We start from the raw sequence: 13,573 nt of genomic DNA, 5'->3' as shown, positions 1-13,573 counted from the left end.
TTTAAATTTACAAATGCCCTCCTGACAATATCACTGCCCTATCTTCCCCTATTGCGATTTTTGATTAATGATTCGTTCCAACAACAAATCTAACAAGCAACCCAATTGTGCTTAATTGCGGAGTATGACAATGAGTGAAGTAAAAAACCCACTAGGTTTGGTTGGTATCGAATTTACTGAATACGCAACCCCAGATGCAGATTACATGGACAAAATCTTTGCTGATTTTGGTTTCTCTAAACTTAAAAAGTTTAAAGGCAAAGATATCGTTCATTACAACCAGAACGAGATCCACTTCCTACTAAACAACGAGCGCGGCGGTTTCTCTGCTGAGTTTGCTAAGTCACATGGTCCTGCGATTTGTTCAATGGGCTGGCGTGTAGAAGACGCTCAGAAAGCGTTTGATATTGCTGTAGAGCGTGGTGCAAAACCTGCGACAGATTCAGCAAACAAAGACCTACCATACCCTGCAATTTACGGTATCGGTGACAGCTTAATTTACTTCATCGACGTATTCGGTGATAAAGGTTCAATCTTTGAAAATGATTTTGAAGACTTAGCTGAGCAAAACATTGTTGAAGATAAAGGTTTCATCCGTATCGACCACCTAACAAACAATGTTTACAAAGGCACAATGGAAACTTGGGCTAACTTCTATAAAGGTGTATTCGGCTTTGAAGAAGTGCGTTACTTCGATATCAAAGGTCAAAAGACTGCTCTGCTTTCATACGCACTTAAGTCACCTTGTGGTACTTTCTCGATTCCAATCAACGAAGGTAAAGATGACAACAACAACCAGATCGACGAGTACTTAGACGAGTACAATGGTCCAGGTGTACAGCATCTTGCGTTCTTAACAAACGACCTTGTTGGTTCACTAGATAAGCTAGACAAAACAAACATCGCAACGCTTGATATCGTTGACCACTACTACGACACAATTTTCGATCGTGTTCCTTGGGTTGCTGAAGATAAGCAAAAAATCAAAGACCACCAAATCTTAGTAGATAGCCAAAGCGAAAACTGTTACTTACTACAGATTTTCACTAAGAACCTATTTGGCCCAATCTTCATTGAGATGATCCAACGTGTTGATGACGGTGGTTTCGGTGAAGGTAACTTCCAAGCGCTATTCGAATCAATCGAGCGTGACCAAGAGCGTCGTGGTGTTATCTAATTTTAGATAAGCTGAATAAATTAAAAGCAGCTGACGTTATAAACGTAGCTGCTTTTGTAGTTTTTAAAGCTAAGTCGTTTTTCAAGCTTGATTTACTTTATTGAATCTCCATATTTAGACTTAGCCAATTAATGCAAAAGGAAAGACCATGTCTTTTATTAATGAAACGCACGATATTAATTTAAAAAGTTGGGTAAGCAGCGCAAACGTTGCTGGTAATGACTTCCCAATCCAAAACCTACCATTCGCCTCTTTCCGTCGCAAAGGCGCATCTGAAGAGTTTCGCGGTGGTGTTGCTATCGGCAACCAAGTATTAGATTTAGCGGTAGTTGCGGCTGCTGGTATTTTCTCTGGCGAAGCACAAGAAGCTGTTGAAGCGGCTAATGCACCAGCACTTAACGAATTTATGGGCATGGGCAAAGCACATTGGTCTGCACTACGTTTAGCGCTTTCTAAAGCACTGCGTGAAGGTTCTGAGCATCAAGGTGCACTTGAGTCGGCTTTAGTTGCACAAGATGACGTTGAATATGCACTGCCTTGCCACATTGGTGATTACACAGACTTTTACACGTCAATCTATCACGCAACTGCAGTTGGTAGCTTATTCCGCCCAGATAACCCGCTTCTACCCAACTACAAATGGGTACCAATTGGTTATCACGGTCGTGCATCTTCTATTGATGTATCTGGTCAAAGCTTCCCACGTCCTAAAGGTCAAACTAAAGCGCCTGATGCAGATGTGCCATCATTTGGCCCAGCAAAACGTATGGACTACGAATTAGAGCTAGGTATATACCTTGGTAAAGGTAATGAACTTGGCGATGCAATTAGCATTGAAGATGCTGAAGATCACGTATTTGGTTTCTGTCTATTTAACGACTGGTCTGCACGTGACTTACAAGCATGGGAATACCAACCATTAGGTCCATTCCTTGCTAAAAACTTCGCATCTACGGTTTCACCTTGGATTGTAACAACTGAAGCGCTAGCGCCATACCGTACACAATGGCATCGTGATGAAAACGATCCTCAGCCACTAGAGTATCTAGAATCTTCACACAACCGTGAAGCGGGTGCTTTCGACATTCAAATGGATGTACTGCTAGAATCTGAGAAAATGCGTGCTGAAGGTGCAGCGCCTAGTAAACTATCTGAGTCTAGCTTTAAGCACAGCTACTGGACGGTTGCACAAATGGTGACACACCACACGGTAAACGGCTGTAACTTTATTCCTGGTGATATGCTAGGTTCTGGTACACAGTCTGGCCCTGAGCACGAAGAAGCTGGCTCAATGCTTGAGTTATCTCGTGGCGGCAAAGAAACCATCACACTGAACAACGGTGAAGAACGTAAGTTCTTAGAAGATGGTGACAAGGTTATCATGCGCGGTTGGTGTGAAGCCGACGGCTTTAACCGCATTGGTTTTGGCTCGGTTGAAGGCACTGTTTTACCTGCAAAATAAACTGCCAAAACTTAATAAAAAACACTATTTAAATCAAAGGTGTGCATAAAGCACACCTTTTTTTGTGTTTTTAAGCTGGATTTTTGCATAAATATTGTTAAGGTAGAGCGTTGTTAACAGGTTATTAAGAAATATGTTGAACAAGATCAGCCACCTAGCAAAAAGCGCATTTAAGCCAAAACAATTGTTACTTCGTCAGAATGGTGACGTGAGTATGTTTACCCTACCTAGCAGCCTGCAAGTAAGCTTGTTATGTGCCTCTGTAGGTGCAGTTTGCTGGGTCAGTGTCAGCTCTTATGGTTATGTACAACAACAAGAGCAAATACAAACTTTAGAAAAACAACGCCTGACGGCTGAATCAAACTGGCAGCTAGAAAAACAACAACTAGAACAAAAATTAGCCGAGCAAACAAAAACACTTCAAGATCTTTCGCAACAACAGAACTTATTAGAGGGCTTAGTTGAGGCTTTACCAGAAAGTGTCGCTACGCCAGCAACATCAGAACAGCATGTCACTGAAAACGATGGGTTTGAAGAACAGTCAAAAAACTTAGCCGATAAGCAAACATCATTACTCAACCACATCGAAAATAGAATCACCGCAAGAGCAAGCGAATTGCATACCCATTTAGATGAAATTGGTTTGGATAAGCAATTGGAACCATCACCAATTGCACAAGGTGGTCCTTACCATCAGTTAGACACACAACATATTTCTGCCGATTACTTAAGTGTGATTGATAAGCTGGTCGAACTTAACGAGCTTGAACAGATGATCACGTTACTGCCTGATAGCATGCCGGTAAAACAAGAAAAGTTTTATGTATCAAGTCAATTTGGTTATCGCAAAGATCCCATTACAGGTCGCAGAGCCATGCATAAAGGCGTTGATCTCGCAGGTTGGCATAAAACTGATATCCATGCCCCTGCAGCTGGGACTGTGACAAAAGCAGGTAAAAATGGCGGCTATGGTAAGTTTGTTGAAATTGAGCATGCCAATGGCTTAGTAACCCGTTTTGGTCATCTTCATACCATTAAAGTTAAGAAAGGCCAAAAAGTAGAAAAGTCTGATGTGATCGCTTTGATGGGAAGTACTGGCAGAAGTACAAGCACTCATTTACACTATGAAGTATTACAAAATGGTAAGCATATCAATCCGATAAAACTGGCTAAGGTACTTTCTCGTGTTCAATAAATTTAAAAATAACAGCAGCGCAAGGTTACCCGCATTAATTTCCCCTAACACCCATGTAACTGGAGAGATAGACTGTGATGGAGAATTACAAGTAGATGGCAAAGTAACTGGCGATTTAAAAGTATCAACACTCATCGTGGGTCAAAATGGCGAAGTGAACGGTAATATTACGGCTGAAAAAGTACAAGTGAAAGGCACGATCAACGGCAACATTGACGCTCAATCTGTGCACCTAGAAGTAACAGCGAAAGTGCATGGTGACGTTGCCCATGACACGCTAACTATAGACGCCGGTGCGCATTTAGAAGGCAAGCTTACTCACAAGCAAGCCCCCGACAATATCACCCCCATCAAAGAGCAGGCTAACGCTCAGTAATATACATAGTAATATCAGCATGAAATACTTTGATGTTATGCTGATCAAATACTTCTACTGGCACAATCAAGTCTTCTTTGTCTTGCCACACCCTCGGTGAGTCAATCTTTGCTTCTGCGGTTAAAACACCATCTGCCTTTTTTAGATATTGCACTGTCATACCTTTTGGGATCCAACGGTGAGTTTTAACAGGGACGGTTGCATCTGTCATGACACCTGCAACCAGCTCGGCAAGATTACACTGCGCAATGGCATGAATAGTACCAATGTGATTTTGAATCGAGCGGCGTTTCTTTATAACTGCAACGCATTTTCCCGCTTCTAGATGCGTAATAGTCGGTTTAATTGAACCAAAGTAAGGGGCCTTAATACATACAGCCTTACTAAACAGCCAATTACCGAATGGTAACCAACGAACACTTTTATAAATCCCCATTAATGATGCAGCCATGCTTTGCTCCAATTGTTATTCTCTTATCTTGATAAAACATAACTCATCAGACCAGTTTTCAGCAAGTTTAAATTGGCTATAACCACAATTAAAAAGCCATAAATAAAAATATATTATCGTTTCTCGGTATTAAGTCCTGTCGTTTTTATTTTAGAGCGATACAATACGCGCCCTTAATAAGGAGTGCGCATGTCTGATCCCCAAATTAACTCAAAACTCAGCGTTTTTATTCTCATTTTACTCGTTATTTTCTGTCCGCTTGGTATTGATTTATACCTACCTGCATTTCCAGCCATGCAGTCTGGCTTAGCAGTGAGCAATGCACACATTCAGCAAACCGTTGGCATTTATATGCTCACCGTCGGTTTAGGACAGCTTATTGCAGGGCCACTTGCCGATAAATATGGTAGAAGACCCATAGCTTTAGTTGGTATTTCTTTATTTGCACTCGGCGGCTTACTTTCAGCAAACACCCATGACTGGCATGTGATTATGGCTGCCCGAGCATTGCAGGGGTTTGGCGCATGTGCGACTTTTGTTACTGCTTTTGCCATTGTCAGAGATCAGTTTGGTCATAAAGGCAGTGGTAAAATGATCACCTACCTCAATGGTATCGTGTGCTTTATACCGGCATTGGCACCTATTTTCGGCGCTTGGTTAACCGTGCAATTTGGCTGGCAAAGTAACTTTATCTTTTTAGTTATCTTTGCAGTACTTGGCTTTATTTTACTGTTCTTTATATGTCCTGAAACGCGTCCAAAAGATACCATTTATTCGGGCCATATTTTAGATTTAAGGCGTTTTAAACCTATGCTTGTAAGCAGTGAATTTATGTTTAATGCCTCTATTACCATGGTCGCCATGTCAGCTATGTTGGTATTTGTCACTACAGCACCTGAGTGGGTGATGACTCAGCTGGGTAAAGATATTTCTGAGTTTACAATTTGGTTTACTGTAAATGCCATAATCAGTATTGCAGCCAGCTTTATCGCCCCTAAATACATTCAAAACGCACCTAAACAGAGCCTAATTTTTGGCTTAGCGCTGCTAACTCTTGGTGGCATACTCATGATGGCGCTTAGTACTATCGCTGAACCAGCTGTATTTATGCTGCCCATGTATATTGCCTCTATCGGCTTTGCATTTACATTAGGCTCTGCAGCAGGAAAAGCGCTTGGCGGCTTTGCACAACAAGCAGGCACGGCCTCTGCGCTCATTGGTGTGATGCAGATGTCTGGCGCTGCAGTGCTTGCTGTATTAACACAACAATTTAGTTTTAGTGCGCCTTTTCAAGTCGGTATTCACTTAGTCACTTGTCTAATTTATATCGGCCTTCTAAAGTCTTCAAAGACCCATCTATATTATTCTGCCGATAAAAGCTAATTTAATTATGACTTCAATCTTAAAAGTGTCATATCTATAAGACATACTTAACATATTACAGAAATAGCGCTTGCTGTAGTAATAGTTTCATTTATTTTACTAAGCAGAACAAGGTAGTACTTCAGCCTGTTCAAGCACTCAGACTGTAGTATTCTAACCAACCATTTTTAAGCGGGCTTCATGCCCGCTTTTGTTTACCCCTGTATATTTTATTCAAACCCGCTTATACTCTGCCCCACTCAATAATAACAATAATTTAAGTGCGATGCTCAATCCCGAATCTGTCATTTCTTTTTTAATTGCTAGTGCGGTTATCGCGGTGGCTCCAGGCCCTTCAAATGCATTCTTAATGGCACAAACATTTACCCATGGTCGTAAAGCCGGTATGCAAAGTGCGTTGGGTTTTGCGGCCGGTGGGGTTATTCATACTATTTTTGCTGTAATAGGACTGTCGGCTATTTTAAAAGCCTCTGAAACTGCCTATGCGACGGTGCAATACCTAGGCGCAGCCTATTTATGTTATTTGGGCTTTGTGACCCTTAAAGACACGTTTAAAAAGCAAATTGATTCTGAAGATAAACCTCATGTGAGTACTAAAAAGCAAGGTAATGTATTTGTACAAGCCATGATGACCGAAGTGCTCAATCCAAAAGTGGCGTTGTTCTTTATTGCTTTTATTCCGCAATTTGTCGACCCAACACTTTCTTCAACTACCTTGCAACTAGCGATCTTTGGTTTGCTTTACCCTATTTTGGCTTTCCCGATAGATTGTGCCTACATTTATAGCGGTGACAAAATCGCAGGCTACTTTAGGCAGCACCCAAGCGCACCAATTTGGATAGACCGTTTTTCGGGCTTTATTTTTATCGCCCTAGCGATTAACTTGTTACTCTAATTTATAAAAGAGAAATGAGTATGGAAACCAAGGTTGAGAAAATTCCTGCAAAAAAGCACATAGCACTGGTTGCTCACGATGGAAAGAAAGATGCACTAAAAGCCTGGTGTTTAGCCCATAGAAATACCCTTGAACGTCACACGCTCTCTGCCACAGGCACAACAGGTAATGTCATTGAGCTGGCAACTGGCCTTAGCGTCAATAAACTACTTAGTGGCCCTATGGGTGGCGATCAGCAGCTTGGGGCGAAAATAGCAGAGCATCAAATCCATATGCTGGTATTTTTTTGGGACCCTCTGGCTTCACAGCCGCACGATCCAGATGTTAAAGCACTGTTGCGTTTGGCTGCTGTGTGGAATATTCCTGTTGCATGTAATGAAGCAACCGCCGATATGCTGCTGCATTCATCTTTGATGAGTACTGAGTTTAGCCGCGCTTTACCCGATTACGACAAATACTTAGCAACGCGACTAAATACCTAACAAACTTTATAAATTCAAAAGTCTTTATCTAAACAACTTTTCAGCCCACTTAGTTAAACCGGCGGTGACGCTACCAAAGTTATCGCCGCTTAACATCTCAATATCACCCAGTCGTTGTTTTAGCGCTGCCTTTAATAGTGGCGATTGCGCACTACCGCCCGTTAGATAAATCACATCAGGTTGTGTTCCGGCCTCTTGAATGGCTTGTTCCGCCAAGGTGCAGATCTGCTCTAAACTGTTTTCTAAAGCATCAGCTAATTGTGCATTGGTGATCAGCTTAGCTAAATCTTTTCCAATAAAGCCCATATCACAGTGACTTTGCGAGTCACCACTTAATGCAATTTTCATTAATTCAGCTTGCCTAACTAAACGGTGCGATAGTTTGTTTTCTTGTACTTTAATCAAACGCTGTAGCCGTTCTGGCTGCTCTATCTCTCGAAGCATCGCGGTTAAATCGCGATGGTTTTTATCTGAGTAGAAGTCACTTTGCATTTGCAGGTCATTGATTTTACATGCCTGCCAAAACAATTGATTAGGCATAGGAAGGCCTGACTTAAACTTATCGTCACGCCCTAATAAATCTGTTAGTTCATGAAACGCTAATGCTATGTCTAAATCGTTACCACCAATACGCTTACCGGTATGCGATAAAAAGTCAGCATTACGGCAGGCATTGTCTCGAAAACTTGGTCCCATTTGCACAAACGAGCAATCAGATGTACCCCCACCGATATCGACCACCAGCACTTTTTTGTCCGTCGTGAGCCCAGATTCAAAATCAACACCCGCAGCCAAAGGCTCAAATAAGAACTCCACTTCTTTAAAGCCTGCGCGTTTTGCCGCTGCGGTTAGAATGCTAACCGCTTGTTGGTTGCTTTCTTCACCCCCAATGGCCTGAAAGTTTACCGGACGACCAATGACAGTGTGTGTCAGTTCATATCCCAATTGTTGTTCTGCACGCTGTTTGATTTGCATGATCATGGTGCTGGCAATGTCTTCAAAAAATGCGATTTGTTGTGGCTTTAAGCCCACAGCCCCAAAAAATGATTTTGGAGATTTAACGAAATAGCCATCTTCTGGAAAATCGATATACTCTTCTATGGCTGCCTGACCTATAGAAATACCGGTATCAGAAGACTCCAAGTCTAGGTCACGTTTAATAGCGGGTACAGCATTTAAAAGATGCGCCCTAGATTGTCTAAAAACCTCTACATCACCCTGATGTAAGTTATGTGCGACATAGTCTGAGATCAATGCGTTATGCTGTGCATATAAAGTCGAAGGTAAATAATGTTTGTTGTTTTCTAATTTAACGAGCGTCACTTGAGAGTCACGCATCACCCCCATCGCACAATTTGAACTACCGTAATCAAATCCAACTATCATCTCTAACCTCCGACACAAAAAAGGTCGCGCAGAGTATCACAGATAAAACTGAGTTTAAAATATTTCTCTCACCCTTAAAAATCGTGCAAAACGCGGCTTGTTATATTTTGTTTTATCTTGATAACGATAGGTGATCACAGTACCTATTTTGGGCGGTTTCGCTCTGAGTGCATCGGTAAGCCCCGAGCCTATTTTAAACTCAACGCCGTCGTCTAAATTACGCACGCGCAAAGCACCTATTTTGCCTTGATACTTACCTTTACCTTCGCTGTAGCCAATTACAACCGCTTCAGCGTCTGAATAGGGCTTATATTTTAATAGTTGTGGTGAACGCCCTACTAAATGTGAAGCGGTGGCTAAATGTAACATTACCCCCTCTCCGCCTTTTGCTACCACTTCATCAAAGTAATCATCTAATTGAGCTCTACTGGCAAAACTTTGCTGCTTAACAGCTTGAATATGAGGCTGCTTAAACAAAGTGACTAATTGCAGATACTCGTTATAGCGTTCAGCAAAACTCCCAGACGCTTTTGGCATATCAAAGATCATATATTTTACTTTACGCCAGTCCTCGTCATTGCCGTTCAGCTGTCTGGCAAGACCACTGACAAACTCAAATTGCCCATAGTCGACCCAAAGTTCTCCGTCTAGATAGGTGTTTGGCAACTTCTCTGTAAACCAAGCTGGTGCATAAATTAGGTTACCGCGTCGAGTTTTAAGTTTCGTGCCATCCCAAATGGCCCGCACACCATCATATTTTTCACTTACTAAATAGTGTGCGACTTGGTGGGTATCGTTGAATACAGAAGCTAATTGTGCGGGTGAGGTATTCGCCCAAGAAGCTGAGCTTAACAATAAAAAAGCTAAAAAATAGAAATAATACATACGCATGGCTCCTTATGCGCTGAAGTAAAATTAATAATGAGTAGACTTCCTAGCTGCACTCACTAACTGGAGTATTGATGACCTTTATATCGTCTCAAGATAAGTATTTTTTTGAATATACTCCCAAGCCTCAATAATATCATTGGCAATATAGCTGGCCTTGCTGTGATCTTGAGATTTAGAGTATTCATGAGGGATAACAACTGTCTGTACGCCCGCAGCTGTTGCACTTTGCAGTCCCGTTGTGCTGTCTTCTAAGGCAAATGCTTCCTGGGGCTTTATAGACAAGAGTTTAAGTGCCTTTAAATATGGTTCTGGATCGGGTTTTGGGTTAATTACATCATCTTTACATATCGTCGCACTGAACAAATCTAATAATCCGTAGTGCGCTAATACAGGAATCGCTTCGTTGCGCGTACTGCCCGTTACTAACACCAAAGTAAACTGCTGTTTAGCTGCATTGAGGAAAACTTTCACGCCTGCTAATAACCTTGGCTTTACCTGCTCAGACGTTAAAACAAACTGCTGATTTTTTTGCTCACATAACCACTGAGCTGAGACATCTAAATTATGCCGTTTCTTTATTACTGTTGCGGCTTGTAAGGTAGGGACACCCGCAAACTCTAAGCAAAAAGCTTGCTCTGTATAATGAATGTCAAAAGGAGATAAAACATGTTGCCAGCTGTCATAATGAACGACCTCAGAATCAACCAAAGTACCGTCAAAATCTATCAGTAATGCTCGCTTTTCCATGTTTCTCTCCTTGAATTAATCGTTTTTAGCTTATTGCTTTAAGCTCTCAGGTACTTCTGCTGTTGCTTCTTCACCTGATTCAACCTCTACAAGCGTATAGCCTCGAGGTTGGCGTACTACTTTTAAGATTGGCTTTTCAAACGCAGACTTTAAACGGTCTGTATCAGCTTGAAGCTCTTCAACTGTGAGGCCAAAAGGTGCAGCACCTGTTTCAGACCAATTTGTTACTTTACCATTTAAGTTATATTCAACTTCGTGAATTTGATAAAGCGCCGCTTCATCTTTAGTTGCTTCACAAAAAATAACACGGTAATTCCAAAATCCAGACATAATTTTTCTCTTACTTTCAATTTAGGGCAACTTTACCAGCTCATTTTATTAATACCAATCCTCAATGTGACTTATTTGAGAGTAATCGGCAAAAGGTTAAATACTATGTTTTCGAAATATAAAAAAACCCGCGAAAATGCGGGTTTTTACTAAAACGAATTTCTATTTCGAAATAAGATTAGAAGAAGCGTACTTTAAATTCAGCGCCAATGTAACGCTCTTCATTTAACATACCAGTATTGTTATTGAAGTCTACGCCACCAATAACCACTTGTTCGTCAAATAAGTTACGTACAAATACAGACGCTTCATATTCGTTGTCGCCAGCTAGCCATTGGTAACCTGCACGTACACCCGCTTCAAATAACGCTTCACCTTTAAACTCAACCGCTTCATATAAGAAGAAGTCAATTTCGCTACGGTAAGATACATCCGAGTAGACGAAGAAATCGCCACTTTCAAGTTCTTTGGTGTAACGAAGAGTCGCGTTCGCAATCCACTTTGGTGCATGTGGTAAACTGTTACCATCTAAAACCGCTAAACCATTCTCAACTTTGTTTGTTACTGTACACTGAGCACAAACTTGAACAGCTAAGTCTTTATCACTCAACTCAGTTTTGTTGTAGCTCAGGTTAAATGTTGCGTTTAACTCGTCAGTTAAAACCCACTCTGAGTCAAGCTCGATACCGTAACCTGTTGTCTTATCAGCATTGATCAGACGGTTAAAGTTAGCGTCGCCACCTACAGCTGTTAACTGTTGGTCATTCATCTGATAATAGAATACTGTCGCGTTAACACGGCCTTGACCATCTAAAACATCAGACTTGATACCCGCTTCAATTGAGTTAGTCGTTTCAGACTTGGCAACTGTTACTTCATCACCGAATAAGATACGCCCCTGAACACTCGGCGCACGGAAACCGTTAGCGATACGTGCGAATAGGTTAATATCATCAGTGTACTTATAAGTTGCACTTAAGTCCCAAGATACATGGCTGTCATCTGGGTTTGCAGAGCCTTCTTGAAAGTCTGTTGCGCCTGTAAATGGCACTGGTGTTTTCGTGCGCTTCGCGTAAAACTCTTTTTCATCGTTAGAGTAACGAATACCAGCTGTTACTTTTAGTTCATCAGATACTGTGTAATCAAATGAACCGAATAGTGCCCAAGCCGACGTACTTTGGTCTTGGATTGCATAGCCGTTTTGAAGGCCATAATTGTTTGCAGCTGCATCCCAAGCAAACGTATCAAAACTGAAGCTTTCGATAACTAAGTCTTCTTCGTATAAGAACACACCTACTTGATAGTTCATATCGCCAGAGAAGTTACTTGAAAGACGAAGCTCTTGAGTATATTGGTCATGCTCAGGGATCGCATCAGCCGTTTCTGAAGCAAATGGGATAACCCCTGGGCCCATTGCTGGTAAGAATGATGCACCGTAACCACCATCAACGTCTGCGCGAGAATAAATTTCAGCACTTTCCCAACCTGTGATAGACGTCACTGTGTGCTCTTTTAAATCCCATTCAAGTTTAAGGCTTAAACCTTGGGTATTAACCTGTTGAGTCGAACGTGAAGCGGCATCATGGTAAACAACATCATTGTCATACATAGGGTTGATGTTATTTGTGCCCTTTTCAATCAGGTTTGCACGGAATGCAATTGGACGACCATCAAGGTCGCGCTTGTGATAGTTTAAAAGACCGGTGAAGTCATCACCCTCATATAAAAATTGAACACGTGCTGCTTTTTCATTGTAACCACCAAGCGAATCTTCTTTTTCGAAGCCCGGTGCTTTTACGTCGATGTAATCTGGACGATCTTGAATAAGTAGAGAAACACGCGTTGAAAGTTTATCAGTAAGACCAGTACCTACTGCACCTTCAAAGTCTACAGAGCCTTTGCTGCCGTAAGACACTGCACCATAAGCATCGAACTCTTGGCTTGGCTTAACTGAATCAAACTTTACAAGACCTGCTGGCGTATTACGGCCAAACAGTGTGCCTTGTGGGCCTCTTAGTACTTCGATACGCTCGATATCAAATACAGGGAAACCTTTAAGAATAGGGTTTTCTTGGACTATTTCGTCTACAACTAATGAAACAGGCTGTGACGCGTTCAAGTCAAAATCGGTATTACCCAAACCACGAACATAAAAGCGCGGGAAAGTACGGCCGAATGATGATTCAACAGATAAACTTGGGATTTTTGCGTTCATGAAGCGAATATCCATACCCGCTGAGCTATATGCGTCTAATCCATCGCCTTGAAGGGCTGACACAGACACAGGTACTTCTTGCGCATTTTCAACACGTTTACGTGCTGTTACCTGAATAACTTCTAGCTGATTGCTTTTAGCTTCTTGCTCTTCAGCATGCGAGATGAATGAAGTACTTGCTACAGTAGAGAACAACGCTGCATTGACTAAAACTGCTAACGTAGATCTTTTGATTGCTTTCATGTTTGGGGTAAACCTTTTATAAGCACTCTATTGTTCAACGGTAAAATATGGGCGCCGTATCACATTGGCGTGATTAGTTCAATTTTTCGCCTATACTGAATGTACAATGCGGACCTTAGAGACGAGAGTGCAAAACGAATTCTAAGGCTGAATCTAACGGCATAATTATAACAGCAAATTTTAACTTTGCTTCAAATAACCCCAAAAAAGCCAAAAATAATAAATTTTATCTACAAGATTACCGATTTTAACAACTTTTATTTTACCACCAAAAACAACAAACAAGGACATTTGTCCTGTACCAGTGGTGGGGGACGTTAAATTTAACGCTTTATTTAGA

Annotated in this window: 13 protein-coding genes; 7 read left to right on the top strand and 6 right to left on the bottom strand. The window is 41.5% G+C overall.

The window, feature by feature from the left end; all coding sequences use genetic code 11:
- Nucleotides 1–130: 130 nt before the first annotated feature.
- From hppD to ACGHEH_RS17100, 4 genes are all read left to right on the top strand, one after another.
- Entirely contained in the window at nt 131–1,177 is a 1,047-nt protein-coding gene (gene hppD / locus ACGHEH_RS17115) for a 4-hydroxyphenylpyruvate dioxygenase (protein ID WP_130253968.1), read from the top strand.
- 148 nt (nt 1,178–1,325) lie between these two features.
- Nucleotides 1,326–2,639: a fumarylacetoacetase gene (gene fahA / locus ACGHEH_RS17110; protein ID WP_390447726.1), complete on the top strand. Its 1,314-nt coding sequence runs from the start codon at nt 1,326–1,328 to the stop codon at nt 2,637–2,639.
- A 133-nt stretch (nt 2,640–2,772) separates the two neighbouring features.
- Nucleotides 2,773–3,834, top strand: a complete 1,062-nt coding sequence (locus tag ACGHEH_RS17105) for a M23 family metallopeptidase (protein ID WP_390447724.1) — start codon at nt 2,773–2,775, stop codon at nt 3,832–3,834.
- The gene (locus tag ACGHEH_RS17100; RefSeq protein ID WP_390447721.1) at nt 3,824–4,210 is read left to right on the top strand and encodes a polymer-forming cytoskeletal protein; all 387 of its coding nucleotides are present in this window, start codon (nt 3,824–3,826) and stop codon (nt 4,208–4,210) included. Before ACGHEH_RS17105 ends, ACGHEH_RS17100 begins: the two co-directional genes overlap by 11 nt.
- Here ACGHEH_RS17100 and ACGHEH_RS17095 read toward each other — a convergent pair.
- Nucleotides 4,197–4,661 (bottom strand): hotdog fold domain-containing protein, encoded by a 465-nt coding sequence (locus ACGHEH_RS17095; protein ID WP_390447718.1) that lies wholly within the window; start codon nt 4,659–4,661, stop codon nt 4,197–4,199. The two genes, ACGHEH_RS17100 and ACGHEH_RS17095, sit on opposite strands and share 14 nt — an antisense overlap.
- Nucleotides 4,662–4,850: 189 nt before the next feature.
- Between ACGHEH_RS17095 and ACGHEH_RS17090 the strand changes: the two genes are divergently transcribed.
- The 3 genes from ACGHEH_RS17090 to ACGHEH_RS17080 all read left to right on the top strand — a co-directional run bounded on the left by ACGHEH_RS17090 (nt 4,851) and on the right by ACGHEH_RS17080 (nt 7,421).
- A complete protein-coding gene (locus tag ACGHEH_RS17090) occupies nt 4,851–6,044 on the top strand; it encodes a multidrug effflux MFS transporter (protein WP_390447715.1) in 1,194 nt (397 codons plus the stop codon).
- Between the two features lie 265 nt (nt 6,045–6,309).
- Complete coding sequence (locus ACGHEH_RS17085; protein WP_390447712.1) at nt 6,310–6,939, top strand: LysE family translocator; 630 nt, start codon at nt 6,310–6,312, stop codon at nt 6,937–6,939.
- Nucleotides 6,940–6,959: 20 nt separating this feature from the next.
- The gene (locus ACGHEH_RS17080) at nt 6,960–7,421 is read left to right on the top strand and encodes a methylglyoxal synthase (RefSeq protein ID WP_390447710.1); all 462 of its coding nucleotides are present in this window, start codon (nt 6,960–6,962) and stop codon (nt 7,419–7,421) included.
- Nucleotides 7,422–7,445: 24 nt separating this feature from the next.
- Here the strand turns inward: ACGHEH_RS17080 and yegD are convergent, their stop codons facing one another.
- The 5 genes from yegD to ACGHEH_RS17055 form a co-directional block, all read right to left on the bottom strand.
- Nucleotides 7,446–8,807: a molecular chaperone gene (yegD, locus tag ACGHEH_RS17075; RefSeq protein WP_390447707.1), complete on the bottom strand. Its 1,362-nt coding sequence runs from the start codon at nt 8,805–8,807 to the stop codon at nt 7,446–7,448.
- A gap of 54 nt (nt 8,808–8,861) precedes the next feature.
- Entirely contained in the window at nt 8,862–9,698 is an 837-nt protein-coding gene (locus ACGHEH_RS17070) for a DNA ligase (protein WP_390447704.1), read from the bottom strand.
- Nucleotides 9,699–9,776: 78 nt separating this feature from the next.
- Nucleotides 9,777–10,445 (bottom strand): HAD family hydrolase, encoded by a 669-nt coding sequence (locus tag ACGHEH_RS17065; RefSeq protein ID WP_390447700.1) that lies wholly within the window; start codon nt 10,443–10,445, stop codon nt 9,777–9,779.
- A gap of 30 nt (nt 10,446–10,475) precedes the next feature.
- Entirely contained in the window at nt 10,476–10,775 is a 300-nt protein-coding gene (locus ACGHEH_RS17060) for a hypothetical protein (protein ID WP_390447698.1), read from the bottom strand.
- A 178-nt stretch (nt 10,776–10,953) separates the two neighbouring features.
- Nucleotides 10,954–13,233: a TonB-dependent receptor gene (locus ACGHEH_RS17055; protein WP_390447696.1), complete on the bottom strand. Its 2,280-nt coding sequence runs from the start codon at nt 13,231–13,233 to the stop codon at nt 10,954–10,956.
- Between the last annotated feature and the right edge of the window lie 340 nt (nt 13,234–13,573).

It is taken from the genome of Pseudoalteromonas sp. MTN2-4 (genome assembly GCF_042848605.1).
GTDB lineage: Bacteria > Pseudomonadota > Gammaproteobacteria > Enterobacterales > Alteromonadaceae > Pseudoalteromonas.
This window is presented reverse-complemented; position numbering and strand designations above follow the sequence as displayed.

Excerpts from the sequence above, each read along its gene's own strand:
- hppD (WP_130253968.1), top strand. The coding sequence starts at position 131 with ATGAGTGAAGTAAAAAACCCACTAGGTTTGGTTGGTATCGAATTTACT.
- ACGHEH_RS17060 (WP_390447698.1), bottom strand. The coding sequence starts at position 10,775 with ATGTCTGGATTTTGGAATTACCGTGTTATTTTTTGTGAAGCAACTAAA.
- ACGHEH_RS17055 (WP_390447696.1), bottom strand. The coding sequence starts at position 13,233 with ATGAAAGCAATCAAAAGATCTACGTTAGCAGTTTTAGTCAATGCAGCG.
- ACGHEH_RS17065 (WP_390447700.1), bottom strand. The coding sequence starts at position 10,445 with ATGGAAAAGCGAGCATTACTGATAGATTTTGACGGTACTTTGGTTGAT.
- ACGHEH_RS17070 (WP_390447704.1), bottom strand. The coding sequence starts at position 9,698 with ATGCGTATGTATTATTTCTATTTTTTAGCTTTTTTATTGTTAAGCTCA.
- ACGHEH_RS17105 (WP_390447724.1), top strand. The coding sequence starts at position 2,773 with ATGTTGAACAAGATCAGCCACCTAGCAAAAAGCGCATTTAAGCCAAAA.
- yegD (WP_390447707.1), bottom strand. The coding sequence starts at position 8,807 with ATGATAGTTGGATTTGATTACGGTAGTTCAAATTGTGCGATGGGGGTG.
- ACGHEH_RS17090 (WP_390447715.1), top strand. The coding sequence starts at position 4,851 with ATGTCTGATCCCCAAATTAACTCAAAACTCAGCGTTTTTATTCTCATT.
- ACGHEH_RS17095 (WP_390447718.1), bottom strand. The coding sequence starts at position 4,661 with ATGGCTGCATCATTAATGGGGATTTATAAAAGTGTTCGTTGGTTACCA.
- fahA (WP_390447726.1), top strand. The coding sequence starts at position 1,326 with ATGTCTTTTATTAATGAAACGCACGATATTAATTTAAAAAGTTGGGTA.
- ACGHEH_RS17085 (WP_390447712.1), top strand. The coding sequence starts at position 6,310 with ATGCTCAATCCCGAATCTGTCATTTCTTTTTTAATTGCTAGTGCGGTT.
- ACGHEH_RS17080 (WP_390447710.1), top strand. The coding sequence starts at position 6,960 with ATGGAAACCAAGGTTGAGAAAATTCCTGCAAAAAAGCACATAGCACTG.